The sequence below is a fragment of the Pseudomonas sp. MM211 genome (assembly GCF_020386635.1).
Classification (GTDB): domain Bacteria; phylum Pseudomonadota; class Gammaproteobacteria; order Pseudomonadales; family Pseudomonadaceae; genus Aquipseudomonas.
Genome location: NZ_CP081942.1, coordinates 4,090,116 through 4,109,027, shown reverse-complemented (window position 1 = coordinate 4,109,027; position 18,912 = coordinate 4,090,116). Strand labels below are relative to the sequence as shown.

Genomic DNA, 18,912 nt, shown 5'->3' with positions numbered 1-18,912 from the left:
TCTACAGCCAGCCGTAATGCCGGAAGCTGGCGTACAGGCCCACGCAGCCTGCGCCGATCACACCCAAGACTGCGAAATAGCCGTACTGCCAGGTGAGCTCGGGCATGTTGTGGAAGTTCATGCCATAGATGCCGGCGACGGCTGTGGGGAAGGCCAGTATGGCTGCCCAGGCGGCGAACTTGCGCTGCACCACGCTTTGCCGGGACGACTCCAGCAGCAGGCCAATCTCGATGGCGTGATCGGCCATCTCGCGCAGGTTGGTAAGGTCTTCGAGCAGGCGATTGACGTGGATGGCGACGTCACGGAAGTACGGCCGCATGTTCTTGTCGATGAAGGGGAAGTCCAGGTGTTGCAGCTCCTGGCAGATCTCCGCTAACGGGCCAATATTGCGGCGCAGGCGCAACAGGTCGCGGCGCAGTTGCTGAATGCGCACCACCTCGGTATGGGTCATGGCGCATTCCAGCACCGTCTGTTCGAGCTGCTCCAGCTCGGCGTAATAGATATCCATCAACGGTCGGTAATTTTCGATGATGAAGCTGAGCAGGGCATAGAGCACGAAGTCTTCGCCGTGTTCAAGCAGCAGCGGCCGTGCCTCGCAGCGCTGGCGCACCCTGGAATAGGGCGCGGATTCGCCGTAGCGGGCGCTGATCACGTAGCCTTTGCCGGCGAATAGCTGAGTTTCCACGAAGGTCAGTTCGTCGCCGACCTGCACCGGTGAATAGAGCACCAGAAACAGCGCATCGCCGAAGGTCTCGAGCTTGGGGCGGGTATGCCGTTGCAGCGCGTCTTCCAGGGCCAGTTCATGCAGATTGAACTGCCGCTGCAGGTTGCCGAGCTCTTCGCTGCCAGGATCGTGCAGGCCGATCCACACGAAGTGCTCGGGCTTGCTTGCCCAATCGCGGCCTTCGTCGAGATGGATATCGCTGACCTTGCGGCCCTTGCTGTAAACGGCTGCTGCGACGACTTCGCCCATGGTTGGCCCCATGCGTAACCTGTTCGCTGCAGCTTACCTGCTTATCTCAACTCGCTCAGCACCTTTGAACAGGCTCTCAGGTGCGAGCCAGCTCGGCATCCATCGAATCGATACACGCCTGCATGCGTGTACGGCAGGTTTCGATCAATTGAGGCAGGTCATCCATGCTCAAGCCTGCAGTGGGAATCTCGGGCAGTGAACGGATCATCACCTTGCCACTGTTCCAGCTATTCAGGCGCAGGCTTCGCACATAGCTGCTGGCACATACGGGGATGATCGGTACGCCCGCGTTGACGGCCATCTGGAAGGCGCCCCGCTTGAAGGGCAACAGTTCACCGCCGCCATTGCGGGTGCCTTCGGGAAATACCCAGATCGAGGTGTTTTCGTGCTGCAGCGTATGGGTGGTGGCCAGCATCGAGCGCTTGGCTTTGTGCGCATTGCCACGGTCGATCAGCACATTACCCGCCAGCCAATACAACTGGCCGAACAGCGGCACCCATTTAAGGCTCTTCTTGCCAATGCTCACCGTGCGCCTGGGTACCACGCGACCGATGACATACAGGTCATAGTTGGACTGGTGATTGGCGATGATCACGCAGGGTTTGCTGTGTTCAGCAAGGTTGCGTGTATCGGTCTCTACCCGAATGCGTAACAGCCGCAGTGCCGGTAGAGAATAGAAGCGCGCGCAGAGGCGGCTGTTATCCGGGTGGAAGGGCCTGCATAGGCCCAATAGCAATCCGAGAATGCCTGCGATGATGAAATGCACGCTCATCATCAGCATGCGCAGTACGAAAAGCATAGGTGCGACCCACTCGAAAAAGGTCGCGCAGTGTAGAGGTGGCCCGGGCTTTGGGCAATTGCCAGGCCATTACCAGTGATTGCCAGCATTCATGCATACAGCCCATGAGGCTGCATGCATGAACCTTACAAGGCGTGCTGCTTATCCAGCTCGATAGACTTGTCGAGGGTTTCCAGCAGCGCGGCGCGTACCTTGAGCTTGGTCTTGCGGTGGGCGTTCATGTTGATCTTCTTGAACTGCGCCGCCACGGCCAGGGCGGAGGCGAGCAACTGCTCGGCGGGCACCACCTTGTCGAGGAAACCAGCATCCACTGCGCTCTGCGGATCGAACATCTCGCCATTGATTACCGAGCGATGGAACGCGGACTTGCGCAGGCGATCACGGGCTAGCTCAATACCGACATGGTGCATGGTCATGCCGATCTGTACTTCGTTGAGGCCGATGCTGAAGGCGCCCTCGACACCGATGCGGTAATCACTGGAAAGCAGCAGGAACGCACCTTTGGCTACCGCGTGGCCCGGGCAGGCGACGATGATCGGATAAGGATGAGCGAGCATGCGCCGCGCCAGGGTCGAACCCGCGGCTACCAGGTCGATGGCATTCTGCGGGCCAGAGGTCATTACCTTCAGGTCGTAACCACCGGAAAGAATGCCCGGTTGTCCGGTGAGGATCACGATGGCCTTGTCCTGGGTGGCGCGATCCAAGGCTGCATTGAAGGCCTCGATCACCGCAGGAGAAATGGCATTCACCTTGCCGTTGTTCAAGGTCAGGGTGGCGATGCCGTCATCGAGTTGGTAGCTGATCAGGTCGCTCATGGTCGACTCCTTGTTCTGGATATGCGGCTGACGTTACCCATCGGACGAGGTCAGGTAAAGCGCGAAGGATGACCGACAAGTCAGCGTTCAGAGCCAGGCTGCCTGGGCGAGTGAATGAAAGATTCCACTTACAACCTGGTGCCGATGATGGATTGGGCCGATCAGCATTGCTGGCAATCTCATCCACGCCTGTCACCACAGACTGGCAAGCCACCGTTGCGCCATTGCACTTGCTGAAGCGGGCTGCCGCTTGCTGTGGCTTAACCGCATGAATCTTCTGAAAAAAGTTTTGCCTTTGGGCAGATGTTCGATTACATTAGCGCGCCTCGACAGACAGCATGTCTGGCGAGATCCGGTGAAGTGTCCGAGCGGTTGAAGGAGCACGCCTGGAAAGTGTGTATACGAGAAATCGTATCAAGGGTTCGAATCCCTTCTTCACCGCCACTTTCGAAATACCTAAAGCCCCGAAACGGTAACGTTTCGGGGCTTTTTGCATTCAAGGTCGAGGAAGTGTCGAAAGTGCTTATTCGTAGTGAGTCCAGAGCCTCAGCACCTTGACCAGCTATTCATGCTGCAGCACCTGATAGACGAGTCGGTGTTGGATGTTGGTGCGCCGGGCAGGCCGCCCACCAACTTTTCGTCGACTGGTGGGGCCTGGATGTGGCTCAAGAGTTGATTGAATACCTGTTACTAAGCCCCGCCACCGCGGGGCTTTTCCGTTTCTGGCTACCCGAAAATCAGGAATCCGACACTCTCTCACTGAGACGCTGCAGCTTGCCGACCTTGCGCGTTAGTCGGGCCATTTGGTGGCGAGTGAGAATTTCCCGATACTTGTAGTAGAGATCGGCCAGGGCACTTGCCGCGGCAATTGCTGCCAATATGTAGTGGTTCCACTTCCCCATCGAAACGAGTATGACAATGCCTACAGCTGCGCCGATCAGGGTCGGCGACTTGAAAATGATCGAGGCTCGTATCAGCCGCTCACTGCGCACGGCCTGGTGGGCCGCACTGGTGATTGTGCTGGTCACAAACTTCACACCTGGGATCGCGAGCAAGGCTCTGTCCGCCCAGGTTCTTTTTCTCTGAATCATCCTTTGCTGCTTGCTGGCCATCGTCCGTGGTCTCTTTAGTGCACATCAGCAGGATCGTCAGGCCAATGAGCTGACCAGGCGTTTGATAGGGCATGCTGGTATCTAAGCGCTACCTCGTCGCCACCCAGGCGATCAACGACCCGAACACGCCAATGCACGTGCCGATGATTAGCGTTCCCTGGATCAATGCGCGGCGTGCCCGTGCACCAACCTCACGGTAAAACAGATCAATCTCTTGCTTCGGAATACCGCGGCTGATGAGCCGGTTGGCTTGGCTCTTTGCGCGAAGTGAGATTATGGAAAGAGTCAGTACAAGTGCTGCCGCGTACGCGCTCAAGAAAATCCATACATACATATTTGGTTCAGCCTGTTTGCGTCCGTTTATTTTTCCCGATCAGCGCTCGAATGGCGTTGATTTGTTCATCTGTTACACGGCCGCTCCCGGCAGTCATGATCAGCTAGGCAATGAGCTGGGCAATCGACTCTTGCATCTCGGCATTGATAAGAACGTTTGCTCGGTTTGGGCCGATGAAGCGCTCCTGCATCGCCAAGTTGCGCGCTCTTTCAATCGCCTGTTCAGTAAGAATCTGGACGATGCCGTCCACATCGTCAGCGCCGGGTGATGAAACTTTGTACCGCTTCGCTATTCCGGTCTGCGTCAAGTCGATGCGGCTGATATTTGTAATTTCGGAATGTACACAGCCAGTCTTGGACTGAATGTTCCGACCTGTATGCCAACCATACTGGCCGTCTTTACTGCCATCGAAAGGTTGATGGCACGCTTCCCATTCAGGTGGCTGCTAAGCGTCCCCATGACGCATGCCGAGCTGATGGGAGTTTCTACCTGAGTGAACTGCTTGTCCCTAGGGGCACGCTGATTGTAAGCGGCAAGTTCAGCCTTCAAAGCCGCGCATTCAGCGGTTTCCCACTCTCCAGTGCGCGTGTCTCTGTCTTTATTTGCGAAGGCTATTCCCGATGGAGATAGCTTTCAATCTCCAATGGAGTTTCTTGATATTTCTAATGGAAATACCCTCCTGTCGTGAATCCATAGATCACCACCGTACGCCGTATCTCCTATCTGACTTCGCAGCCAAACTAAGGGGTTAACCGTTGACCCGATACCAGATCGCCCCAAGCAGAGGCCAATTCCCCGCAAGACCTACCGATCTACCATTCGCTGGCTGGAAAATCTGGGGTTGTTGGTGACGACCGGCACCATGGTTTATCCGTCAGGCGGTCACTGCATTGCCTGAACCTCTACGGATCGGGCCTCTCGGATTCTATGAGGCCAAATCTTTGGCCTCCCTCGAGGTAACTGTCATGAACGTGAAAAGTACTGAAGGTGCTCAGGATAAATCCAAGAGCTCTGCCAACGACGCCGACAAAAGCGGCTCGAAAGGGGCGCATCACGACAAGGACAAGTCCAAGCCTGCCGGGCAATCCAAAGCGCAGCAAAGCGACGATAATCAGGCTGGGAAAAAGAAAGGCTCTGATAGCAAATCCAAAGGTGAAGATGAGTCCCCTGGTAATAAGTCGAGTGGTAACAAGTCGACCCAGGCGTCAAAGACGTCGAAGTAACGTAGCGCGTTGACCAGAAGCCCGGCCTCAGCGCTGGGCTTTTTCATATCAGCAATCTGCTGCCATGCTGGCTCAGGGCGAATGACCCTGATCTTGACGGGCGAGTCATGCATATTGTGCTCTGAGCTGTAGTTCGTGATTCTTTCGTTAGTGTTGTGAGCCTGTCTCTGTAAAGCTGATTTATGAATTCTTATCTTGAGCGGGAACGTGGCGTGAAGTGGGATGTTTTCTGCAAGGTCGTCGACAACTACGGCGATATCGGCGTGACCTGGCGGCTGGCCCGGCAGTTGGTGGCCGATCAGGGGGCTGAGGTGCGCCTGTGGGTCGATGACCTGGCAGCGCTGGCGCGTATCTGCCCGCAGGCGGATGCCGAGTCGACAACTCAGCGCCTGCACGGCGTCGAAGTACGTCACTGGGCACCGGCCTGGCAGGCGACCGAGCCGGCGGATGTGGTGATCGAGGCGTTCGCCTGTGATTTGCCCGCCGACTACGTGGCGGCTATGGCGGCAAGGCCCGCGCCGATTCTCTGGCTGAATCTGGAGTACCTGAGCGCCGAGGGCTGGGTTGAGGGCTGCCACGGGCTTCCTTCGATGCAGAGCAATGGTCTGCAGAAGTTCTTTTTCTTTCCTGGGTTTACTGCAGGCACCGGCGGGCTACTGCGTGAGCAGAGTCTGCTGAGCGGGCGCGATGCATTGCAGAGTGACACGGGTGGTCGCGAGCGCTTCCTTGAGTCGATTGGCGTGCGGTCAGATGCTGGTACTCGATTGGTTTCATTGTTCGCCTACGAAAATGCAGCGCTGGCTGGTTGGCTCGATGCCCTGGCTAGTGATGCCGCGTCGACTCATCTATTGGTGCCTGAAGGCCGGATACTCGGTGACCTGCAGCATTGGCTGGGGCAACAGATAGGCGCGGGTGCGGTGGTGCGGCGGGGGGCGTTAAGCGTGCAGGTGCTGCCCTTCATGCAGCAAGATCAATACGACGCGTTGCTCTGGTGCTGCGACCTGAATCTGGTGCGCGGTGAAGATTCCTTCGTGCGCGCGCAGTGGGCCGGGCGACCGCTCGTCTGGCATATCTACCCGCAGGAGGAGGGCGCGCACTGGGACAAGCTGGAGGCTTTCATAGCGTTGTACTGCCAGGGCCTTTCTGCCGAAGCCAGCGCAGCGCTACGGGCCGTGTGGCAAGCTTGGAATGCTGGCGAGCCAATGAATGACGGCTGGAACGCGTGGCTACAGTGCAACGATGAGCTGGCCGCCCACGCCCAGGAGTGGGCGAAGTGCCAGGCGGTACGTGCAGATCTTGCCGCGGCGCTGGTGCAGTTTTACCGAAATTGGCTATGATACGCGGCCTCGAATTTTGTAAATCCATTCAGATCCGGATATTCGTATGAAAACCGCACAAGAAATGAAGCCTAACAGCGTGGCCCTGATCGATGGCCAGCCATGGCTGATCCAAAAGGCCGAGTTCACCAAGTCCGGTCGTAACAGCGCCATCGTGAAGATGAAGCTGAAAAACCTGATGAACGGCTCGAAGACTGAAACCGTCTACAAAGCCGACGACAAGATGGAGCCGGTCATCCTTGAGCGCAAGGAAGTGAACCTGTCCTACATCAGTGGCGACGACTACGTTTTCATGGATCCGGAATACAACTCCTACGAGCTGCGCGCCGAAGACCTGGAAAGCGTTCTGCCGTTCATTGAAGAAGGCATGAACGACGTCTGCGAAGCCGTGTTCTTCGAAGGCAAAGTGATCTCCGTTGACCTGCCGACCACCATCGTGCGTCAGCTGACCTACACCGAAGGTTCCGCCCGTGGCGACACCTCCGGCAAGGTGATGAAGCCAGCCAAGCTGAGCAACGGCACTGAAGTGAAAGTGGCTGATTTCTGCGAAATCGGTGACTGGATCGAGATCGACACCCGCACCGGCGAGTACAAGTCCCGCGCCAAGGCGCCGGTCTGATCGTCAGGTTTGCTGTGTGATGAAAAACCCGGCCTTCGCGCCGGGTTTTTTGTGCCCCCCGTTTTATGGCGGGCGCCTTACTTATTAGCGGAGTGTGCAGCGGCAACTCTAGATGATTTGCTCCGTTGTGACGCTAACCTTACTCGTCGCGGCCATCCATCATGATGCGCTTGAGCATCACGTAGACCGCGCCGGTTCCGCCATGCTTGGCGATGCAGGAGGTGAAGCCCAGCACTTGCGGGTGTTGACGCAGCCAGGTGTTCACGTGGCTCTTGATCATCGGCCTGCGCCCGTCGGTGCGCACCGCTTTGCCGTGGGTCACGCGTACGCAGCGAACCTCCAGCTTGGTGGCCTCGGCGAGGAATTCCCAAAGGGTGTCGCGAGCTTTCTCCACGTTCATGCCGTGCAGGTCGAGGCTGCCGTCGAAAGGGATCTGGCCGAGCTTGAGCTTGCGCATCTGGCCGTCTTGCACGCCGTTGCCGGCCCAGTACAGCGCATCCTCAGGGCCAACATCGATGACGAACTGATCGGAGAGGCCGTCGACCTTGATGGTGTCGGTGCGCAGGGTCGCTGCCTGGCGCAGGGTGGCCAGGCGGGCACGGTCGCTCTTCGGCTTACCGGTGTCGGCGCGATCGTGCTTGATCGGCTTCACGCCTTGCAGCTGTGCCTTGAACAGGGAAAAGTCATCGTCTTGCATCGGAGCCTCCGCAGGGGGCGACAAGTTTACCAAGCGGAGAAGGGTAGGTCAGTCGCGTTTCTTCATCAGGTGCGGAGACATGGCCAGGTCGGCGCCGCGTTGACGCATGCGCCGACGACATTTACGCCAGCCAATCACACCGCCGAAAAGCAGCACCAAGCCGACAACCAGAAGAGCACCGGCGTCGCTGGTGGAGTCATTCAGGTTGCCAAGTGCCGGTGGCCGACCCAGTAGGGTTGCGGTACCTGCCATGGCCAGAAGGATACCGAATGTCGCACAGAGTGCCGCCAGAGCAGCGGCAAAGCGCAATCGCCAGCTGCCCGATCCCCTCGGGCGTAGGCGGCGTGCATTGAAACCGTCTGATTGCTTCATGGGGCGACATTTCCTCGAAGGAGCATTTCGCTATGACTGGCAGGAACGAAGCGGGTTCAAACCAATGCGGCGCCTGGCGCCGCAGGCTCAAGCTCAGACCAGCGCACTGGCGTCCGGAACCCAGGCTGCGAAGTTGTCCGCCAGGGCGATCATTTCGATGCGGTGCATCTCGGCGGCGCTGATCACCTTGCCGTCCGGCGTTGGCAGATCGCGGGTAGCACAGGCGGCGTCGACCACGGTGCAGCGGTAGCCGTAATCCTTGGTGGCGCGAATGGTGGTGCTGATGCTGGAGTGGGTCATGAACCCGCAGACGATCAGATCCAGATGGCCGAGCGACTGCAGCTTTTCATGCAGGTCGGTACCGGAGAAGGCGTTCGGCATGCGCTTCTCGACGACGATCTCGCCGGGCAGGGGGGCAACTTCCGGGAGGTGCTCGCCACGCGGGCCGCGGGGATCCAGCAGGCCGCCAGGAATGCCCAGGTGCTTGACGTGAACGATGGCGCCACCCTGGGCGCGTACAGCATCCAGCAGCTTGGCGATTTCCGCCAGGGCTGCATCCAGGCCAGGCAACTGCACCACACCACTGCGATATTCTTCCTGGGCATCGATGACCAGCAGAGTCGCATTGCTCAGGTTGGCAGGCGCGTGGCCACGACCAGTGAGCTGATAGAACGTTTGCGGGTGGGACGACATGTACGACTCCTTGCTGGCGCGGTTAACGGTGCATATTGTCCGCCTCTATGACGCTGCTGTGAACCTCTCTGTTGGTTGTATTGCAGCGCAGCGCTCTCTACAACCCAAGTGAATCGTTTCAGCTGCCTGGCTCTAACGCGGGCCTGCCCATCGAACAGGCGGCTGGCAGCGCTGGATTGCCGGGGTAGGCCTGCTAAACTAACGGCTTTTGCCCGGAGCCATGTTGTGACCGATGCCCGCCCAGCCCTGAACACCCGCCTGCGCACGCTGCGCGATTACATCCGCTGGGCCGTGAGCCGTTTTCAGGCTGAGGAGTTGTTCTTCGGTCATGGCACCGACAATGCGTGGGACGAAGCCCGGCAACTGGTGCTTGGCGCCCTGCATCTGCCCTGGGAAATTGCCGACAGCTACCTGGATTGCCGCCTCGAAGAGGACGAGCAGCAACATCTGCACGCCTTGCTGCAGCGGCGCATTGAAGACCGTGTACCAACCGCCTACCTGCTTGGCCAGGCCTGGTTCTGTGGCTTGCCCTTTATCGTCGATGAGCGCGTGCTGGTGCCGCGTTCGCCGATCGCCGAGCTGATCGAGCAGCGTTTCAGCCCCTGGTTGTCTGGTGAGCCGGCGCGGATTCTCGATCTGTGCACCGGCTCGGGCTGCATCGGCATTGCCTGCGCCTATGAGTTCCTTGACGCCGAAGTGGTGCTTGGTGACCTGTCCTACGAGGCGCTGGAGGTGGCCAACCGCAATATCGAGCGCCACGGCCTCGATGAGCGGGTATACACCGTGCAGGGCGATGGCTTCGCCGGGCTGCCTGGGCAGCGCTTCGATCTGATCGTCTCCAACCCGCCCTATGTGGATGCCGAAGATTTCGCCGACATGCCGGCCGAGTATCAGCACGAGCCGGAAATGGGCCTGGCCTGCGGCGATGATGGGCTGGATCTGGTACGCCGGATGTTGGCGGAAGCGGCCGATCACCTGACCGAGAAAGGCCTGTTGATCGTCGAGGTGGGCAACAGCCAGGTGCACGTCGAGGGGCTGTATCCCGAAGTGGATTTCGCCTGGCTAGACTTCGCCCGTGGTGGCCACGGCGTGTTCATGCTGTCGGCCGAGCAGTGCCGCGAACATCAGGCGCTGTTTCGCGAGCGTCTCTGAGGCGATGTTCTTGATCGGCCAGCTCGAAACAAAAGTCGCCTGACCGGCCGCTACGTGGCGGAAGCGGACGGTGAGCAGAGCTTTTGTGGGAGAGGCTTTAGCCTCGATTTTGTCTAGCTAGGCGTAAAGAGCTCGCGGCTAAAGCCCCTCCCACGAGATCGCGACCGTCCGCTTCTGCCTTGTAGCGGTCGAACAGCCAGGCGACAGGCAGCAGACGGCCGATATCCTCGAGTCTGCGATCAGGCCTCGCGCCCGCCACGGCGCAGCAGGTAGCTATCCATGATCCAGCCGTTGGCCTCGCGGGCAGCTGCGCGGGTATGCGCGATGCGCTCGGCGACATCGGCGAGCCTGCCGGCGATAAGAATCTCGTCTGGCGTGCCGACGTAGGCGCCCCAGTAGATATGCAGATCTTCGCTAACCACATGGCGGTAGCTGTCCTGTGCGTCGAGCATCACCACCACGCTGTCCACGCCCTCTGGCCAGCCTTCGCGCAGGCGTCGACCAGTGGTGATCTGTACGGCTCGGCCGATCTGGTTCAGAGGAATGCGGTGGCGCGCGGTAAGCGCCTGAACGCTGGTGATGCCGGGGATCACCTCGTAATCGAGGCGCATGCCGCCCGTGATCACGCCATCTAGAATACGGATGGTACTGTCGTAGAGCGATGGGTCGCCCCAGACCAAGAAGGCGCCGGTTTCGCCGTCCTTCAACTGGCCAAGCAACTGCTCGAACACCGCCTGCTTGTAGCGGTTGAGGCTGTCGATGCTCGCGTCATAGTTGGCCACATCGCGTTCGCGTTCCGGGTTGGTCGCTTCGAGGATTCGATAAGGGCGACCAGACTCGATATAGCGATCTAGGATCAGGCGGCGCAGGGCGATCAGCTTGTCCTTGGCTTCACCCTTGTCGAGGATGAAGAACACGTCGGCGCGATTGAGCGCCTTGATCGCTTGCGTGGTGAGGTAGTCAGGGTCACCGGCGCCGATGCCGATGATCAGGATGTCTTTCATGCTGCGCGTCTCGTACTTGCAATGGCGCGCAGCATAGCAGTTCGTCACGACAGCTGACCGTAGCCTGCTGCTGAGCGAAGCGATGCGCAGGAGCGATTTGTCGGCAGGCCAAATGCTCCCCTGGGTATCGCTTCGCTCAACGCCAGGCTACTGGTGTTTAACCAGCCGCTAGGCGCAGGACATTTTCCTCTTCTGCCGATGGCTCGGCGACGCCGGCGAGGAACTCGTCACCCCAGCGACGGATATCGTTGTAGTTGACGATATCGAACAACTCGCGCATCCGCGCACGGGCCTCTGCTTTGGGCATATTGAGCGCCAGGTAGCAGGTTTGCGCCAGGTCGGCGGTGTCGTGGGGGTTGGTCAGCAACGCGCCCTTGAGCTCCGCTGCAGCACCGGCGAACTCGGACAGCGCCAACACGCCCTGGCCCTCGAGCAAGCCCTGGGTGGCGACGAATTCCTTGGCCACCAGGTTGAGGCCGTCACGCAGTGGGGTGATCCACATGACATCTGCCATGGCGTACCAGGCCACCACTTCGTCGAACGGGAAGCTGCGGAAGAAGAACTGCACGGGCGTCCAGCCGATCCGCGCGAAGCGGCCGTTGATACGCCCCACCGCCTGTTCGATCTGCGATTGCAGCTCGTCGTAGATGGTCATTTCGCTGGCCGCCGGTACGCAGATGCTGACCAGGGTGATCTTCTTGTGCAGCTCGGGGTTGTCGGCCAGCAGCCGCTCGTAGGCCTGGAGTTTTTCGAGGATGCCCTTGGTGTAGTCCAGGCGTTCGACTGACAGCACCAATTTGATGCCACTCAGCTCGCTGCGCAGGTTGGCCATCTGCTCGCGGGTTTTTTCCTGAGCCAGGGCGTTACGCACGCGATCAATATCCAGGCCGACCGGGTGGGCGCCAAGCTTGACCACGCGGCTGCCGGTATCCACAGCGGTGGTCATGCGCTCCAGCCCCACAGCGCAGCCGTAGGTGATGAAGCGTGGCGCGCAGTTCTGCCGGCTGACGGTCTGTAGCGGCGTGACGCCACGCGCTACGTCGACGAAGTTCTCCACCTGGCGGGGGATATGGAAGCCGATGTAGTCGCACTGCAACAGGCTGCCGATGATCTGCCGGCGCCACGGTAGCACGTTGAACACGTCGGCCGATGGGAAGTAGGTGTGGTGGAAGAAGGCGATGCGCAGGTCTGGGCGCAATTCGCGCAGGTAGCCCGGCACCATCCACAGGTTGTAGTCGTGCAGCCAGACGATGGCGCCTTCCGCGGCTTCCTTGGCGGTGCGCTCGGCGAAGGCACGGTTGACCTTGAGAAACACCTGCCAGTCATCCTCGTCGAAACGTGCGCGCTCCCAGAAGGTATGCAGGGTCGGCCAGAAGGCTTCCTTGGAGAAGCGCTTGTAGAAGATGTCGACTTCTTCCTTGCTCAGTGCCACCCGTGCGGCGGTGAGCTTCGGGTAGCGCTCGGCATCCACGGTGGTGTGGGTTTCGAACGGCTCGTCGCCTTCCTCGTCGACCGCCCAGGCGACCCAGGAGCCAGGGCGCGAGTCACCGAAGAAACTCATCAGGGTCGGGATGATGCCGTTGGGCGAGGTCGGGCGGCGGCGCTGTACCTTGCCGTCCACGCGGTGCTCTTCGTAGGGCAGGCGGTGGTAGACCATTACCAACTCGGCGCGGCCCGGCTTGGTTGCCGTGCGTTTCTCCGCGGCAATGCCATGTTCACCGAGAAAACCGAAATGCACGAAGGCCTGCAGAATACCGCCGCAGCCAGGGCGATCGGCCTGCAAGATCCACGACTGGTGCTCGGTCGCCTTGATCAGGTTCGGCTCCGACTCGCCGACGCAGACGCCCTTGTAGGTGCCATCGAGCATGTTCAGGTCATTGAGGGTATCGCCACAGGCCAATACTTGGCCGTCGTCGATCCCCAACCAATCCACCAGCGCCTTGAGGCTGGTGCCCTTGTTGATGCCTTTAGGCAGAAAGTCGAGGTAGCGATCCGCGGAGTAGAGCAGATCGCAACCTAGCGTTTCTGCGACCTGGGCCAGGGCCGGGTCGGCGGCTTGTTCGGGCGTGCAGAAGTAGGAGCAACGGCGTGCCTGAGGGACGTCCTGACGCTCCAGGCCGAAGCCTTCCACGGCCTGCGCTACCTGGCTTTCGCCCGGCCAGCGAGCATCGACCTGGCTCTGCAGCAGTTGGATCGGTTGCAGGGTGTCGCCATGCACGAAGGTGGCGCCGACGTCGGCGATGATGAAGTCCGGTTGTGGCAAGGTCGGGTCGGCCAATAGCGGCAATACCGCTTCCAGGCTGCGACCGGTGACGTAGGCCAACTGAATTTCCGGGTGGGCGGCGATGGTCTGGTAAAGGCTCAGGCGATCCTCGGGATCACCGGCGAGAAAGGTTCCATCAAGATCGGTTGCAAGTAGCATGCGCTGTCTCCCTGTCCATGAGTGGTGCAGTGACGCGCCGACATCAGCCGACGAGCAAAGCGGGCACCTTGAGGTGCCTCTGATAGGTAGGCGTCTGCCTACGATGAAGCGGTGGCGGGCTCCTGCTCGTCACCTTGGTTATCGTTGTCCGGGTCGTTTTCATCGTCCGAAGGTGGGGCGTCGGGCATCAGCTCCAGAACGGTATGGCTGGTGCGTAGCATCGGTACGAAGTGTGCCTGCTCACCGGCGACCAGGTCGCTGACATGACGCAGGCGATAGAAGGTGTAGGCCGCCAGCAGTCCCAGGGTGGCAGCGAAGTACAGCGGCAGTGCGGCGGCGCCGGTGTATTGCATCAGTAGCCCGGCGAGCAGCGGCCCGCATACGGAGCCGACACCGTTGACCATCAGCAGGCTGCTGGAGCCGGAAAGAATCTCGTCGCTGTGCAGTTGGTCGATCAACTGCGCCACGGCAATCGGGTAGATGGCGAACGACAGCCCACCAAACAGGAACATCAGGGCCAGCAATGGTCGACCGGCCGGCAAAAGGCTCATCAGCAAGGCGACGACCACCGCGGCGCTGACTACCCAGAACAGCACCCAGCGTCGATCATGGCTGTCGGAGAAGCGGCCAATCGGCACTTGCAGCAGTGCGCCACCGAGAATGGTCGCGCTCATCATCAGGCCGACTCCTGACGCATCGAAACCATTTAGGCTGGCATACACCGGCGCCATCCCCCAGAACGCGCCAAGTGCCAGACCGGAAAGACCCGCTGCGGCAATCGACAGTGGGGCGATGCCGACGATGGCGCGCAGGTTGGTGTGCAGGGTCTCCGGCACGCTGGGCTGCGGCTGACGGGTCAGGGTGATGGGCATCAGCGCCGCACTGATCAGCATCGCCGCCAGGGCGAAGAGCAGGAATTCGCCGGGGTCGGCCAAGTTCAGCAGCTGCTGTGCGGCAGCCAGGGCGCCGAGGTTCACCGCCATGTACACGGCGAACATCTGCCCACGCTTGTCGTTCGGTACCTGAGCGTTGAGCCAGCTCTCGATGACCATGTACAAGCTGACCAGCGCCAGGCCGTAGAGCACTCGCAAGCCGAGCCAGACCCAGGGGTCGACGATCAGCACATGAAGAAGCGCAGTGATCGCGGCGAGGGCGGCGCAAAAGGAGAACGCACGGATATGCCCAACGCGGCGAACCAGCGGAATCGCTAGCCAGGTGCCGAGGAGAAAACCGACGAAGTACCCGGACATGATCAGTCCGAGCATTCCGGTGGAGTAGCCTTCGGCGACGCCACGCAGAGTCAGTAGAGTGTTGAGCAGACCGTTGCCAAGGAGGAGTAATGCGACCCCACCCAGCAACGAGCTGATAGGGGAAATCAAGGACCACATGGCGAACAACCCTAGGGGACTATGCCAGTGATAGCAAGCATGAAGCGCGCCAGTGATCTTTGCGATGGTTATCTATGTTATTGAAATATAAAGATTATTTTTACCGACGAACGGTCTTTGTGTTTTTCTGAGGAGTGAAAGGCACCAGCGCGGTGCGCGAAGGAGCGACTTTTTCCCGTTTACGGGGCATTTCATTTGCGCCCATCGGCGCCCTTGGCCAGCTCGTCGGTGCGCGCCGCCATGATGAAATCGTTGCGATGCAGGCCCTTGATCGAGTGGCTCCACCAGGTCACGGTGACCTTGCCCCATTCGGTCAGCAGGGCAGGGTGATGGTTCTCCGTTTCGGCGATTTCGCCCACTGCGTTGGTGAAGGCCAGCGCATGTTTGAAGGTGCGAAAGGCGTAGGCTCTTTCGAGCTGCATCACGCCGTCGCGAACCTCGATGTTCCAGTCGGGAATCTGCCGCATCAGCTCCGCCAGCTCGGCTTCGCTGACCTTGGGTGCATCGGCGCTGCATGCTTCGCAGGTGGCTTTGGATAGATCGGTCATAAATGGCTCCGCTGATATGTAGTCAGGACTATGCGAATTGAACATCGTGTAGGAGCCCGCTTGTGGGCGATCGCTCTACCGTCAATCATCGCCCGCAAGCGGGCTCCTACGATCCAAATTGTTATCTGCCCCATCAAGCCGCCTTGGGCGGAAACTTCGGTTCGTGCAGGCCCAGGCGCATCGCCTCCTGAACATGGCCCATGATGTTTTCCTGGGCCAGGGCGTACAGCCGTTGCAGATCCGGCAACACGAAATACAGCGGCTGCAGGATGTCGATGCGGTAGGGCGTACGCATGGTTTCGACAGGATCGAACTGCAGGTGTTCGGGCTCTGCGGACAGGCAGTACAGCGCTTCCTTGGGTGAGGAGAGAATTCCGCCGCCGTAGATGCGCTTGCCCGCCGGGGTATCCACCAGCCCGAACTCGATGGTCATCCAGTACAGGCGGGCGAGAAACACCCGCTCCTGGGGGCTGGCGGCCAGGCCCAGGCGGCCGTAGGTGTGAGTGAATTCGGCGAACCACGGGTTGGTAAGCAAGGGGCAGTGGCCGAATATCTCGTGGAAGATGTCCGGCTCCTGGAGGTAGTCCAGCTCCGCTTCGGTGCGAATGAAGGTAGCCACTGGAAATTGCTGATTGGCGAGCAGTTCGAAGAAGCGTTGAAAGGGAATCAGCGCCGGTACCTGCGCCACCTGCCAGCCGGTCGCGGCGCGTAGTACACGGTTGATGTCAGGCAGTTGCGGAATTCGATCATGGGGCAGGGCGAGCCTGTCGAGGCCATCGAGATAGGGCTGGCAGGCCCGTGACTCGATCACCGCGAGCTGGCGCTCGATCAGCGTCTGCCAGGTGCGGTGCTCGACCTCGTCATAGTGGATAAAGCCGCTCGCGTCAGGCTGCCTGGCGACGTACTGGCTGGCTTTCATCTAGTGATCTCCCTGGCACAACCCGATCTGGTCATGGCTTACCCACCCTGCGGTGCGTTGCCTGTCGTAAGCATGGCGCAGGCTGAGGGTTGTGTGAGGGGCGTATGCGACCTGCCTGAGGGCCATGACCGAGGTTTTCGTAAAGAAAGGATTACGTCTCGCGCGAAACCTTGTCCTGGGCCTGGCTTGATCCACTAGACTGGCAAGAAACCTTGACGAAAATAACAAGAGCGGCTGTCATGCGTATCAAGATCCATTGCCAGAATCGTGTTGGTATCCTGCGCGACATCCTCGAACTGCTGGTCGACTACGGCATCAACGTCGCACGTGGTGAGGTCGGTGGCGAGCAGGGCAACGCCATCTACCTGCATTGCCCCAACCTGATCAATCTGCAGTTCCAGGCCCTGCGCGCCAAGTTCGAGGCCATCACCGGCGTGTTCGGCGTCAAGCGCGTGGGCCTGATGCCCAGTGAGCGTCGCCATCTGGAACTTAACGCCTTGCTTGGCGCCCTGGAGTTTCCGGTGCTGTCCGTCGACATGGGTGGCAGCATCGTTGCGGCCAACCGTGCTGCTGCTCAGTTGCTCGGCGTGCGGGTGGACGAAGTGCCGGGTATCCCGCTGTCACGCTACGCCGAGGATTTCGACCTGCCGGAGCTGGTGCGGGCCAACCGCTCGCGCATCAATGGCCTGCGTGTGAAGGTATGCGGTGACGTATTCCTCGCCGACATCGCACCGCTGCAGAGCGAGCACGACGACAGCGAGGCCATGGCCGGCGCGGTGCTGACCTTGCACCGTGCCGACCGCGTCGGCGAGCGCATCTATCAGGTGCGCAAGCAGGAACTGCGCGGTTTCGACAGCATCTTCCAGAGTTCCAGGGTGATGGCGGCCGTGGTGCGTGAGGCCCGGCGCATGGCGCCGCTGGATGCCCCGCTGTTGATCGAGGGCGAAACCGGTACCGGCAAGGAGCTGCTGGCTCGCGCCTGTCACCTGGCCAGCCCACGGGGGCAATCGCCGTTCATGGCGCTCAACTGTGCCGGCCTGCCAGAGTCGATGGCCGAGACCGAACTGTTCGGCTATGGCCCCGGCGCCTTCGAGGGGGCTCGCGCCGAAGGCAAGCTGGGCCTGTTGGAACTGACGGCGGGTGGCACCCTGTTTCTCGATGGTGTCGGCGAGATGAGCCCGCGCCTGCAGGCCAAGCTGCTGCGCTTTCTGCAGGACGGCTGCTTCCGCCGCGTCGGCAGTGACGAGGAGGTGTACCTGGATGTGCGGGTGACCTGCGCCACCCAGGTCGATCTGTCCGAACTCTGCGCCCGTGGCGAGTTTCGCGAAGACCTCTATCACCGGCTCAACGTGCTCAGTCTGCACATCCCGCCGCTACGCGAATGTCTCGACGGCCTGCAGCCTTTGGCCGAGCATTTTCTCGACCGCGCCAGCCGGCAGGTCGGCTGCCCGCTGCCCGGCCTGGCACCTGCCGCGCTGGAAAAACTGGGCCGCTATCACTGGCCAGGCAACGTCAGGCAACTGGAGAACGTGCTGTTCCAGGCGGTATCACTCTGTGAGGGCGCAGTGGTGAAACCCGAGCATATACGCCTGCCGGGGTACGGAGCTGCACAGCCTTTGGGCGACTTCTCGCTGGAGGGCGGGCTGGATACGATTGTCGGGCGTTTCGAGAAGGCCGTGCTGGAAAGGCTGCACGGTGAGTTTCCGAGTAGCCGCCTGCTGGGCAAACGCCTGGGTGTGTCCCATACCACCATTGCCAACAAGCTGCGCGAGCATGGGGTGGGCAAGGAGTAGGCAGAAATAAAACGAGCCCGGTGATCCGGGCTCGTCTGGCGGGCTTCAGCGAGCGCTGACCGGGCGCGCTCGGGGGCCTGGCAGAATGCCGTTGACCGCATTGCTGCTCAGCAGGCGAGAGCTGGTGAGGCCCGCAATCTCATGACCACGATCATTCAGGCTGTTCATCACCTGATTGACCAGCGCGGTGATGAGGATGCCCGCAAGGCCGCCGCCGCTGTTCTGCTGTTGCTCCGCAGTGCTGGCGCGGGCGATGCCTTTCCACAGTTCCTTGCCGGTACGCAGATCGACCAGCGTAGCGCTGGCGGCAACTGCCACTTCGCTGCTGATCACCTTGTAGCTGCTGCCGTACTCGGTCACGTCGATGTACAGCACTGTGTCGGCGCCGAAAATTTCGTACAGCTTCTGCGGCGATACTTCGCGGATTTCCTCGGCGTTGAGCATGCCGTTCTGTTTGAACGTCTCGTTGACCACCGCGACGGGCAGCACGTAGTAGCCCGCCTCGCTCAAAGGCGCGGTGATAAGCGAGTAAACGCTGAAGGACGCTTTGATATCCGGCGATTTGTTGACCGGAGGCAGCACCAGAATGGAGGCCGGGCTGCTTTCCTTGAAGGCGCTGTAGTCATAGGGCTGCTTGGTGGCGCAACCGGCCAGCAGCGCGAGCACGGCCAGCGCCGCGAGTGTTCTGATTGAGTTCAGTAGAGGCATGTCG

At 60.3% G+C, this 18,912-nt stretch carries 20 protein-coding genes and 1 tRNA gene; 8 read left to right on the top strand and 13 right to left on the bottom strand.

Annotated features, from left to right (window positions below; translation table 11 throughout):
- Position 1: 1 nt before the first annotated feature.
- The 3 genes from K5Q02_RS18860 to K5Q02_RS18850 form a co-directional block, all read right to left on the bottom strand.
- Positions 2-973 (bottom strand): magnesium and cobalt transport protein CorA, encoded by a 972-nt coding sequence (locus tag K5Q02_RS18860; RefSeq protein WP_225833107.1) that lies wholly within the window; start codon positions 971-973, stop codon positions 2-4.
- 76 nt (positions 974-1,049) lie between these two features.
- A complete protein-coding gene (locus K5Q02_RS18855) occupies positions 1,050-1,772 on the bottom strand; it encodes a lysophospholipid acyltransferase family protein (RefSeq protein WP_225833104.1) in 723 nt (240 codons plus the stop codon).
- A 125-nt stretch (positions 1,773-1,897) separates the two neighbouring features.
- Positions 1,898-2,587, bottom strand: a complete 690-nt coding sequence (locus K5Q02_RS18850; RefSeq protein WP_225833103.1) for a crotonase/enoyl-CoA hydratase family protein — start codon at positions 2,585-2,587, stop codon at positions 1,898-1,900.
- Positions 2,588-2,941: 354 nt separating this feature from the next.
- Here K5Q02_RS18850 and K5Q02_RS18845 point away from each other — a divergent pair.
- Positions 2,942-3,031 (top strand) — tRNA-Ser (locus K5Q02_RS18845).
- A 293-nt stretch (positions 3,032-3,324) separates the two neighbouring features.
- On the opposite strand, the gene K5Q02_RS18840 is transcribed toward K5Q02_RS18845, so the two are convergent.
- Positions 3,325-3,699 carry a hypothetical protein gene (locus K5Q02_RS18840; RefSeq protein WP_225833101.1) on the bottom strand — a complete coding sequence of 125 codons (375 nt, stop codon included), beginning with the start codon at positions 3,697-3,699 and terminating at the stop codon, positions 3,325-3,327.
- Between the two features lie 71 nt (positions 3,700-3,770).
- Here K5Q02_RS18840 and K5Q02_RS24365 point away from each other — a divergent pair, with 71 nt between their 5' ends.
- The 5 genes from K5Q02_RS24365 (at position 3,771) to efp (ending at position 7,212) form a co-directional block, all read left to right on the top strand.
- Positions 3,771-3,899 (top strand): hypothetical protein, encoded by a 129-nt coding sequence (locus K5Q02_RS24365; RefSeq protein ID WP_268945235.1) that lies wholly within the window; start codon positions 3,771-3,773, stop codon positions 3,897-3,899.
- A 75-nt stretch (positions 3,900-3,974) separates the two neighbouring features.
- Positions 3,975-4,301: a hypothetical protein gene (locus tag K5Q02_RS18835; RefSeq protein WP_225833098.1), complete on the top strand. Its 327-nt coding sequence runs from the start codon at positions 3,975-3,977 to the stop codon at positions 4,299-4,301.
- Positions 4,302-4,998: 697 nt separating this feature from the next.
- Positions 4,999-5,256, top strand: a complete 258-nt coding sequence (locus K5Q02_RS18830; protein ID WP_225833095.1) for a hypothetical protein — start codon at positions 4,999-5,001, stop codon at positions 5,254-5,256.
- A gap of 182 nt (positions 5,257-5,438) precedes the next feature.
- Complete coding sequence (gene earP, locus K5Q02_RS18825; protein ID WP_225833093.1) at positions 5,439-6,593, top strand: elongation factor P maturation arginine rhamnosyltransferase EarP; 1,155 nt, start codon at positions 5,439-5,441, stop codon at positions 6,591-6,593.
- A 46-nt stretch (positions 6,594-6,639) separates the two neighbouring features.
- On the top strand, positions 6,640-7,212 hold the full coding sequence (gene efp / locus K5Q02_RS18820; RefSeq protein ID WP_225833091.1) for an elongation factor P: 573 nt from the start codon (positions 6,640-6,642) through the stop codon (positions 7,210-7,212).
- A gap of 139 nt (positions 7,213-7,351) precedes the next feature.
- On the opposite strand, the gene K5Q02_RS18815 is transcribed toward efp, so the two are convergent.
- From K5Q02_RS18815 to K5Q02_RS18805, 3 genes are all read right to left on the bottom strand, one after another.
- Entirely contained in the window at positions 7,352-7,909 is a 558-nt protein-coding gene (locus K5Q02_RS18815) for a Smr/MutS family protein (RefSeq protein ID WP_225833088.1), read from the bottom strand.
- Between the two features lie 48 nt (positions 7,910-7,957).
- Complete coding sequence (locus tag K5Q02_RS18810; RefSeq protein WP_225833085.1) at positions 7,958-8,281, bottom strand: hypothetical protein; 324 nt, start codon at positions 8,279-8,281, stop codon at positions 7,958-7,960.
- 93 nt (positions 8,282-8,374) lie between these two features.
- A complete protein-coding gene (locus tag K5Q02_RS18805; RefSeq protein ID WP_225833083.1) occupies positions 8,375-8,974 on the bottom strand; it encodes a cysteine hydrolase family protein in 600 nt (199 codons plus the stop codon).
- A 246-nt stretch (positions 8,975-9,220) separates the two neighbouring features.
- Here K5Q02_RS18805 and prmB point away from each other — a divergent pair, with 246 nt between their 5' ends.
- Positions 9,221-10,126 (top strand): 50S ribosomal protein L3 N(5)-glutamine methyltransferase, encoded by a 906-nt coding sequence (gene prmB / locus K5Q02_RS18800; protein WP_225839750.1) that lies wholly within the window; start codon positions 9,221-9,223, stop codon positions 10,124-10,126.
- Between the two features lie 239 nt (positions 10,127-10,365).
- Here prmB and cobF read toward each other — a convergent pair whose 3' ends face one another.
- The 5 genes from cobF to phhA form a co-directional block, all read right to left on the bottom strand.
- Entirely contained in the window at positions 10,366-11,130 is a 765-nt protein-coding gene (gene cobF, locus K5Q02_RS18795; RefSeq protein WP_225833080.1) for a precorrin-6A synthase (deacetylating), read from the bottom strand.
- A 157-nt stretch (positions 11,131-11,287) separates the two neighbouring features.
- On the bottom strand, positions 11,288-13,552 hold the full coding sequence (gene ggpS, locus K5Q02_RS18790; protein WP_225833077.1) for a glucosylglycerol-phosphate synthase: 2,265 nt from the start codon (positions 13,550-13,552) through the stop codon (positions 11,288-11,290).
- 98 nt (positions 13,553-13,650) lie between these two features.
- Positions 13,651-14,940 carry an MFS transporter gene (locus K5Q02_RS18785; protein WP_225833075.1) on the bottom strand — a complete coding sequence of 430 codons (1,290 nt, stop codon included), beginning with the start codon at positions 14,938-14,940 and terminating at the stop codon, positions 13,651-13,653.
- A gap of 191 nt (positions 14,941-15,131) precedes the next feature.
- Positions 15,132-15,488 (bottom strand): 4a-hydroxytetrahydrobiopterin dehydratase, encoded by a 357-nt coding sequence (locus K5Q02_RS18780; RefSeq protein ID WP_225833073.1) that lies wholly within the window; start codon positions 15,486-15,488, stop codon positions 15,132-15,134.
- A gap of 133 nt (positions 15,489-15,621) precedes the next feature.
- Positions 15,622-16,407, bottom strand: coding sequence for a phenylalanine 4-monooxygenase (gene phhA / locus K5Q02_RS18775; RefSeq protein WP_225833071.1), 786 nt, complete (start codon positions 16,405-16,407; stop codon positions 15,622-15,624).
- A gap of 239 nt (positions 16,408-16,646) precedes the next feature.
- Here phhA and K5Q02_RS18770 point away from each other — a divergent pair, with 239 nt between their 5' ends.
- Positions 16,647-18,200, top strand: coding sequence for a sigma-54-dependent transcriptional regulator (locus tag K5Q02_RS18770; protein ID WP_225833069.1), 1,554 nt, complete (start codon positions 16,647-16,649; stop codon positions 18,198-18,200).
- A 45-nt stretch (positions 18,201-18,245) separates the two neighbouring features.
- On the opposite strand, the gene K5Q02_RS18765 is transcribed toward K5Q02_RS18770, so the two are convergent.
- Positions 18,246-18,908: a DUF799 domain-containing protein gene (locus K5Q02_RS18765; protein ID WP_225833067.1), complete on the bottom strand. Its 663-nt coding sequence runs from the start codon at positions 18,906-18,908 to the stop codon at positions 18,246-18,248.
- Positions 18,909-18,912 lie beyond the last annotated feature (4 nt).